This is a genomic window from Pseudoalteromonas sp. 78C3, assembly GCF_002836695.1.
In the GTDB taxonomy this organism is placed as follows: domain Bacteria; phylum Pseudomonadota; class Gammaproteobacteria; order Enterobacterales; family Alteromonadaceae; genus Pseudoalteromonas; species Pseudoalteromonas arctica.
Window position 1 is genome coordinate 1 of the sequence record NZ_PJAV01000001.1, and the last position, 7336, is coordinate 7336.

At 34.2% G+C, this 7336-nt stretch carries 6 protein-coding genes; all 6 read right to left on the reverse strand.

Features of this window, described 5'->3' with window-relative positions; translation table 11 throughout:
- Nucleotides 1-13: 13 nt before the first annotated feature.
- Nucleotides 14-412, reverse strand: a complete 399-nt coding sequence (locus CXF76_RS00005; RefSeq protein ID WP_024609247.1) for a hypothetical protein — start codon at nt 410-412, stop codon at nt 14-16.
- A gap of 102 nt (nt 413-514) precedes the next feature.
- Entirely contained in the window at nt 515-2731 is a 2217-nt protein-coding gene (locus CXF76_RS00010; protein WP_101162732.1) for a choice-of-anchor A family protein, read from the reverse strand.
- 700 nt (nt 2732-3431) lie between these two features.
- Nucleotides 3432-4160 (reverse strand): WecB/TagA/CpsF family glycosyltransferase, encoded by a 729-nt coding sequence (locus CXF76_RS00015; protein WP_101162733.1) that lies wholly within the window; start codon nt 4158-4160, stop codon nt 3432-3434.
- A 39-nt stretch (nt 4161-4199) separates the two neighbouring features.
- Complete coding sequence (locus CXF76_RS00020) at nt 4200-5378, reverse strand: aspartate-semialdehyde dehydrogenase (protein WP_101162734.1); 1179 nt, start codon at nt 5376-5378, stop codon at nt 4200-4202.
- A complete protein-coding gene (locus CXF76_RS00025) occupies nt 5379-6458 on the reverse strand; it encodes a glycosyltransferase family 4 protein (RefSeq protein ID WP_101162736.1) in 1080 nt (359 codons plus the stop codon).
- Nucleotides 6459-6480: 22 nt separating this feature from the next.
- Nucleotides 6481-7336: glycosyltransferase family 4 protein (locus tag CXF76_RS00030; protein WP_101162735.1), on the reverse strand; the 856-nt coding region annotated here is incomplete at its 5' end.

The window sequence follows — 7336 nt, forward strand, 5'->3', positions numbered from 1 at the left end:
AAGCATCTTATTTTTATTTAAACAAATCTTTAAACCAAGCCCATACCCCAAAAGAGTAATTACTAAATATATCAATACCTAAAGCCGACTTAACTAAATAAATAATAAGCAGCAAAATTGTAATAACAAAAAAACTAAACATAGATATAGTGATTGCCTGCGATATAGCTGCTATTTTTTGCTCTTTTTTACTAAGTTCTCTTCTGTTACGACCAGCCAGTAAAACAAAATAGTATCTGTATTTAAAAAACTTAATTACACCTCTGCAATCCACAGCATGCTTACCCCACTGCCTTGCACCTATAGCCACTTTTAAATGAGCTAGCTGCTCTTCAGTAAAGCTCTTTTGCACATTACTAGGCATACGATTTAGTAAACTGCGTATAGCTGGATCTGCTTTTAATTTCGACAAACGTAAATCCTACTTATTTTTGAAATACAAAATGTTAATAATATAAACAATAAAAAAAGCCAATTAAAAACTTAATTGGCTTTTTAAATAAAAAGTAAATATTTACTTAATTGTACTTGAGCGATATGTATTATTATTTAACCAACTAGGTTTTTCGACTTTAGGAATTTGACCATCTTGAGATATATTAGTTTGATGGTAAGAATGCTGATTCCATATTCTAGTCGCATTTTTCCATGGTTTACTACTATCAGCAGCGCCATATACAGTTACACCGTTGTTAATTAACCAGCGAGAATCATAGTTATTAGAAACAACAACTAACTCAGCGTTATTATCGCCTTCTAAATCTACTACTATTGGATATTCCCAAAGTGATGCCGTTGAATTATCAACGGTTGATAAAACTTCACCATTAACACCATTAAGCACTCTAACAGTAAGATGATCTTGAACTATTACTTCATCAATACCATCGCCATTAAAGTCATAAGCGCTTACGCCTATTTTACCACTCCACTCGTCATCGTTAGCCACAGACCACACTAACTGCCCATCTTTATCGTACATAGTAACAGCTGTGTAACCCGCGTTTACAATGCCCATACGAGTTGAACCTAAAAAGTTTGATATGGCTTGTGCACCACCACCTGAGTTAACCTCAGTATTAACTTCCCATTTAACGTTGCCATTATGTTCAAGTACTACTACTCGACTTTTTTCTTGTGATAAAGTACCAGAAGGAATTGACAATATAATCTCAGGCTTTTTATCATCATCGATATCGGCGACAGATGAGAACCATACGTCATTTTCACCCTTATATGACCAAAGAACAGCGCCATTTTCATCTAGTAACTTACCATTGGTAAATACTTCCTGGATACCATCATTGTTTGAATCAAAAATAGTAGATGTTGGTGACCTATTAAAATTGAATAACGAGCCAGTATCATAATTATAAACAGCATCTCCAAGCGTAAACTCTAAAGAACCATCGTTATTAATGTCTGCTATAGCTATATCACTGGTGGTTCTCCAGCCAGAATTGATCTTGCCTATTTGTTTTTTTGCTACTCCAGTATTATCAATCACAGATACAAAATCTTCAAACCTACTCGTAGCAATAATTTCAACTATACCATCATTGTCGAAGTCAGCCGCCCCCACCGAGAATGCCGCATCAGCCATAATCGCACCTTGAGAGTAATCCCATAACTCAGTGCCATTAATACCGCTCAGCGCTCTTACAACTCCGTGTGAGTAATCTCCATTTTTAAAGGTAACAACGACTATATCAGCCACATCACTATTATTGATAACACCGTCATTGTTATCATCATTTAGCTGAACAATAACTGGAGTGCTCATTACTTGATTGTATTGCGGCATAAAGTCACTAGAATTCCATTGCCATTTTGGTTCCATTGCAAATGGAGCAATTGGTTCAGCAACAGATGGTAGGTTCCCTTTAAACTCACCACCTAATAATGCCATCGAACCACGAAAACTCTGGCCAATTACAGGCATTTTTGCGATACCAAAAGAGGCTTTAATATCAGCATAAGGAGCTAAAATCACCCCTTCCCAGCGGCTACCTTTAATATTAAGATTTTGAGCATCAACAAAATTAAATACAGTTTTAGAAGTATGCTTTCTTAACCTAGCAAAGCTTTTACTTCTTACATTTACATTTTGATCGCCTGTTATATTAAAAATAACAGTAGCGCCTTTAGGTATACCACGAACTTTAAAAGTATGAGCTTTAGCAAATCGCTCAGCATCTACATTAAATACTTGAGTTTCAGATGTACTATCACCTTTTAGGTAAAGCCCACCCCACGTCCATTTAGCTGTACCTGTTTCGTCAAGCTGATTGAGTTCTGAGCTTAAACTTTTATAGTATTCTTCTTGCTCATCAAAGCTAAACGGGAATGCAGATTCATCTTGGTGGCTTTTAATGCTTGAACCTTGCTCCATGCTCCAACGCACACTCCAATGGGTGTCAATACCACCACCGGCAAGCATGCTACCAACAAACTGGCGACCGCGCTCAAATTCAATGCCTGTTTCGCTGATTAAGTAATATTCATTAGGGCTCGATGAGCGGTTATAGCCAACACTGTAAACACCTTTTAAATTAATATCGCCAGCAGCAATAGCGCCATCAGCACGGCCTACGTGAGACTTAAACTCGTCAAATACAAATGCAGAAAAGTTATTTGCAACACCTAAGTCTGCTGCTAATGTTTGCGAGCTAGCTAAAGTAAGTGCAATCATTGCGCTTAATTTTTTAAATTTTGTTAATGTTTTAATCATTTCTTCCCTCGAAAATAAAAAGTCCATTATCATGCATCAAATTTAAAGTAACCTTTATTAAGGTTACTATTCCTATTATTAATTCAGGACATTATATATACAAACAAGATCAAAAAAAACAAAAAACACTACAAAAGGATTACTTTATTACTAAAATAACAATGTAAAACAACAAAAAAAGCTAAAAGCAATGATAAACAAAGAAATCAGGGTAAAACTTCAATACCAAATAACTAGAAAATGTTTAATTTAAGTTTATAAAGTTGAGCAAGGGCTTTCTAGTTAACCTCTTATACTGAAGCAATTTACTGTACGAGGTATCAAGAGAAAATTTAAATAGCAAAAATAAATTCATTGTTATAAAACCTAGCTTACATAACTAAGCCAATCATAGGGCGACGACACTTTTAAAGTTTTACCATAACCACAATTAACAAACAAAGTAGTATTACAAAAATTATCATACTTAAAATTAAAACTTGAAATCATCCAAAATAAAACACCATCCTTGTGCGTATACTAATATGTCTTTAGGCAATCATTATTAATAGCACTTTAGTATTGAAGTAAAATAATACTCTGAATAATTAGTGCAAAGAATTATTTGCTTTGATAATTTCAATATTAAATGTTGCCTGCAACTATAAAAACACAACTATAGCTCTGAAGTACTCTAAGGATTTAATCATTCATATACTTATTATTTTGATTTATCTTTAAGTAGTAAATATGCAAATTTAGAGTTTGTAATTAAGTAACGCTTCCACATTCTGCCAGGTTCTTGCATAACTCTATAAAACCATTCTAAGCCTGCGTTTTGCATCCACCGTGGTGCACGATTAACTTTTCCAGCTACTACATCAAATGTACCTCCTACGCCCATAACAAAATCAACACCTAATTTGTCTTGCCACTTATTGATAAAGTTTTCTTTTTTGGGTGAGGTAATTGCTACAAATAATAACTTTGCACCTGATTCACGTATTTTATTAACAACAGCTTCCTCATCATCCCAAAAATAGCCATCGTTATACCCAGCGATTATTAAATTAGGATTTTGCGCTGTCACTTTATCAACGGTTTTAGTAACTACATCTTCGGTAGCACCGAGTAAAAACACAGGGAAATCTCGTCTTGCACTCATTGTTAATAGCTCATGGAATAAATCAACACCAGCAACACGTTCTGGTACATCATGACCTAAAAAGCGGGCCCCAAACACGACGCCCATACCATCTATATTTATTAAATCGCACGCTCTTACTGAATCAGCTAAAACAGGATCTTTTTGCATGTTCACAATTTTTGCCACATTAACTACCACGTGCTGTAAAAATTGCTTTTTCTCTATTCTACTTTCAATAAAAGAAACTGTTTCTTCCATTGTTGCTATATCCATTGGTGCTTTTAGAAATTCAATTCGTTTCATTTTTATATCCGTTTTAAAAGTGGTTCAGCTTCTACTTTGTTAACTAATTTTTTGGCTATGTTTTTGACTATGAAAGTAAGCAAATGAATAATAAACCCACGCTTGGGTCCAACGTATGTAGTTTATTTTATTAGTAAAAAGCTTATTTTTTTGATAAATAAAACGCTGCTCTTTTGATAGGTACAGTGTTTCAATAGATCGGTTTATTATTTTTTCAGCCATAGCAAAGTCATCGGCTGTTTTACCTACTTTTAATAACGTAAAAATAGCTTGCGACACACTATGCATGTCTAATGGATAACGGTTGTTATTATAATATTTAGCGGTACCGTCTTTTTCGAATAGGTGCTCTTTATAATATTGTAATCCTAGCTTAATAGGCTCTTCAAATTCATCTGTATTTAGAGCATCACTTAATAAGCGTAATGCTTCTAAATTGTAGCCTGTGTGAAAACCGTCTATAAATTGATGATGATGGCGAGCGCCATAAACCCAAGAGCCATCAGTTCCCTGACCTTTTACTGACTGACGCGCAGCATTTAAAGCAAGCTGCTTATAATTTTCATTGCTTGTAAGTGTAGCCACTTTTGCTACCCATGCAGCGCCCCATAGACTTGCGTTATGTACAAATGTATTTTCACCTGGTATGTAGCCAAAAAACTGTTTATCATCACTTTCTTTGTATAAAGTTTTAACTATAAAATGAGCACTATCAAGCGCTGGTTCTCTATATTTATTTTCGCCGGTCACTTCACTTAATGCGTATAAAGCTTGTGCCACATAAATAGTGGTAATAACGTTGGGCTTACCCTTTGGCACAAAAAAAGCGCGGGCATTCCAGTCAAAATGATATCCCCAACAACTATGTAACCAAGTAGTTTTATCGCTTTGTTGGGTAAGCAACCAGTCAGCAAGTTCTTTGGCTTCATCTAAATATATTTTCTCATTTGTTGCTTTATAGTCTTCCAATAAACCTAAAATAAATAAACCAATGCCTTTTGGGTTTCGCATTCTAGGTACACCCAGCAAAGGCCTAATATTTATTGCTAATCGCTTATTAAGTTGAATAAATGCGAGGCCAAATATGCCAGTTTTTAGTTTTGGGAAAAAGTTAAATAGACTACTATTCAGCCCATCAAATGGGTCCTGACCAGCATAACTACTTTCCTGCGCAGACTTTAAAATTTGCTTTTTACATTCAGATAAATTTTGGTTCATTTAAATAGCACCTAAATCTTTGTAAATTTTTATTATTTGAGGAACAACCGTATTTGGACTGAAGTTTTCTAAATACTTTATAAAAGCCTTGTTTTGCATGCTTTCAACTTTTTCTGGTGATTCAATAGAAAAGAGCATTGCCTTAACTAACGCATTTGTGTCACCTGCATCAATTAATATACCTTCCTCATTAGATGTAATTGCGTCAGGTATACCACCCGCCCTTGAAGCAATTACAGGGATTTTACAAGACATTGCTTCAAGAACACCCATAGGAAAACCTTCGTTGTAACTTGGAAGTACATATGAGTTAGCTTTTTTCAAAATCTCAAGCTTTTCATTTCCAGAAATCCAGCCCAAAAATTTCACTTCATTTTCAATACTTAAATCACGAACAATTTGTTTATACTTATTTAAATCACCATCACCGCCAAGCAAAAGTCTGGCGTTTGGATGTAACTTTAAAACTCGAGAAAAAGCAGATATAAGATCAGCTACTCCTTTTCGCTCTCCTAAGCGACCTAAAAAAACAAAGTTAAAATGTTTTTCTACTTTTGTTTCAAATATAGGAAGCTCAGGTACTGCATTATAGACCACAAGACCTTTACTTTTATCTAACAAAATAGAGTCAATCCAATCTAACCATTGTGTAGATAGTACAATGACTCTATCAGCCATATTAAAGGTGTTTTTAATATGATTTTTTTTAGCATCATCACATTCATTATTATAAAACTCTTTAAACTCAGCGCCATGAAGGTGTATTATAATTTTCACTTTAAAAAAGCAAACAATACGGGTCAAGATAGACTTTCTTTTATAGCTACCTCTTGAAGCTAAATGAATATGAACTAGAGTAATATTAAAAAAAACTAAATTGTATAATAATTTTAAAATACAAAAAGAAAATGTGACCAGTTGAAAAAACAAATTAAAATTATTATAGTTACTATGACTAGTTATCAACTTTGTATTCGTATCTTTATAAAAGCCAGCCTCATCTAAAACTTTTAGAACACTTGAAACTCCACCTTTACCCTTTATATCAGTGGCTATTGTTAAATTGTACTTCTTATTCAATGAAACTCTCCAAAATACTCTACTAATTATTTGTTGTAAGCTTTGCATAAAAAGCTGAGAGCTTCTTAGCTACTACATCATCTTTAAAACACTCTAAAAACTTACCCTTGGCAGCCTTTCCAAGTTGGATTCGCTTGCCTATGTTATGTGTGAGCTCATTTAATGCATCAGAAATTTGCTCTATGTTACCTGGTTGTACTAACAAACCATGAACATTGTGTGTAATTGCATCTTCTACTGCACCTACGGGTGTTGTTATAACAGGCAAACCTACGGACATAGCTTCGAGAATGCTCATAGGTAGGCCTTCAGCATAACTTGGTAGTACAACGACATCAGTGCGAGATAGTAGCTCCAGTTTTTGTTCTTTATCGATCCAGCCCAAAACTTCAACTTTGTCTGCAATTTTTAATGTGCTACATAAATCGTGGATTTCTTGAATGTTGCCATTACCTGCAATTAGTAAACGAGCATTATCGCAAGGTGACAATGCAAAAGCATTTAACAAATCTTTAATGCCCTTACGCTGTGATAACTCTCCCATAAAAGTAAAGTTGCAAGTATCGTGCTGTACTTTATTTAATTTAATTTCAGGAACTGGGTTGAATAAAATATTCCAATTTCTATCCGTTAATCGCTCAAATTTTTTTACCCAACTAGATCCTAAACACAAGCATAATTCATACTTTTTAAACGTATTAATTACTCTGCTTTTTTGTTTACTATTTAAATTATCAAAAAATTTATCCACTTGCGCTGCATGGCATTGATAAATCGTTGGTATGGAAAAAAGTCTCAACCAAAATAAAAAATAACTTTTACGCTGAAAACTTCCTTTTAACGAACCATGTATATGCGCAACATTAAATCGTTTAAAT